This is a genomic window from Streptomyces adustus (assembly GCF_009377175.1).
GTDB lineage: Bacteria > Actinomycetota > Actinomycetes > Streptomycetales > Streptomycetaceae > Streptomyces > Streptomyces adustus.
The window spans coordinates 1-1,145 of sequence record NZ_VJZD01000553.1; the positions used below are offsets into that span (position 1 = coordinate 1).

General features: G+C 68.3%; 1 protein-coding gene. It reads left to right on the forward strand.

The genetic code is table 11. The annotated features are described in order from the left end of the window. Nucleotides 1-1,145 (forward strand): acyl-CoA dehydrogenase (locus FNH09_RS46495; RefSeq protein WP_274390318.1); only part of this gene is annotated, 1,145 nt, incomplete at its 5' end.

Genomic DNA, 1,145 nt, shown 5'->3' on the forward strand with positions numbered 1-1,145 from the left:
CTGACTTCGACCTGTACCGCCCGTCCGAGGAGCACGACATGCTCCGTGACGCGATCCGTTCGCTGGCCGAGGCGAAGATAGCCCCGTTCGCGGCCGCGGTGGACGAGGAGGCGCGGTTCCCGCAGGAGGCGCTGGACGCGCTGGTCGCGAACGATCTGCACGCGGTGCATGTGCCGGAGGAGTACGGCGGCGCGGGCGCGGACGCCCTCGCGACGGTCATCGTGATTGAGGAGGTGGCGCGCGTGTGCGTGTCGTCCTCGCTGATCCCGGCGGTGAACAAGCTGGGTTCGCTGCCGGTGATCCTCTCCGGCTCGGAGGAGCTGAAGAAGAAGTACCTGGGCCCGCTGGCCAAGGGCGAGGGCATGTTCTCGTACTGCCTGTCCGAGCCGGACGCCGGTTCGGACGCGGCCGGCATGAAGACGCGGGCCGTGCGCGACGGCGACTCCTGGGTCCTGAACGGTGTGAAGCGCTGGATCACCAACGCGGGTGTCTCCGAGTACTACACGGTCATGGCGGTGACCGACCCGGCGAAGCGCTCCAAGGGCATCAGCGCGTTCGTGGTGGAGAAGTCCGACGAGGGCGTCTCCTTCGGCGCGCCGGAGAAGAAGCTCGGCATCAAGGGCTCCCCGACCCGTGAGGTCTACCTCGACAACGTGCGCATCCCCGCGGACCGCATGATCGGCGAGGAGGGCACCGGCTTCGCCACCGCGATGAAGACGCTGGACCACACCCGCATCACCATCGCCGCGCAGGCCCTCGGTGTCGCCCAGGGCGCACTGGACTACGCCAAGGGCTACGTCCGCGAGCGCAAGCAGTTCGGCAAGCCGATCGCGGACTTCCAGGGCATCCAGTTCATGCTCGCCGACATGGCGATGAAGATCGAGGCCGCCCGCCAGCTCACCTACGCGGCGGCGGCGAAGTCGGAGCGCGGCGACAAGGACCTCACCTTCCAGGGCGCGGCCGCCAAGTGCTTCGCCTCGGACGTCGCGATGGAGGTCACCACCGACGCCGTGCAGCTGCTGGGCGGCTACGGCTACACGCGTGACTACCCGGTCGAGCGCATGATGCGCGACGCCAAGATCACCCAGATCTACGAGGGCACCAACCAGGTCCAGCGCATCGTCATGGCCCGCAACCTCCCGTAA